Origin of the sequence: Mesorhizobium sp. M1334, from assembly GCF_040317995.1 — a bacterium.
In the GTDB taxonomy this organism is placed as follows: Bacteria; Pseudomonadota; Alphaproteobacteria; order Rhizobiales; family Rhizobiaceae; genus Mesorhizobium.
The window spans coordinates 1-535 of the sequence record NZ_JAMYLM010000089.1; the positions used below are offsets into that span (position 1 = coordinate 1).

At 59.1% G+C, this 535-nt stretch carries 1 pseudogene; it reads right to left on the bottom strand.

Annotated features, from left to right (window positions below):
• Positions 1-343 (bottom strand): annotated as a pseudogene (locus tag NKH17_RS33385) (calcium-binding protein); the annotation flags it as partial.
• Positions 344-535: the final 192 nt, after the last annotated feature.

The following is a 535-nucleotide window of genomic DNA, read 5'->3' on the forward strand; positions in this document are numbered from 1 at the left end:
CTTTATCGGTACCGCCGCCCGCAGCCTCAATCTCCTTATCGCGGACATCGTCGACATAATAGGTATCATTGCCGCCATAGCCGATCATCGTGTGGCCGCCGGCCCCGTGAAACACATCGTCGCCGCTGGTGCCATACAAGATGTCGCTTGTGTCGACGGGAGGCGGGGTGGTTCCGGTGGTAGCGAGGTTGTGCTCCCGGAAAACGGCTTGCAGTTCCGGGGAGCTTTCAAGCGCGGTGTCGCCGTTCTGCGTTCCCCATTTGTAGGTGTAGTCGAAGGCAGGTGACGGCACCAGTGCGGCCCAATGATCGATCATGGTTTGCATCTGTTCGGGGGTGGGCATGACCTGTCTTCCGCCATCGGAAGTCTCCCAGTTACCGCCGCCAAAGGCCTGGTAGACCGGAAACGATGTTGCTAACCGGGATGCCCGATTTCACCGCTGCAGCCACGGCTCGATCGATCATGTCGTAATCGACCGTGTCCGTTCCCGTGCGCACCGGATAGGGGTCTATTCCGAAATAGTCGATATGCGTGT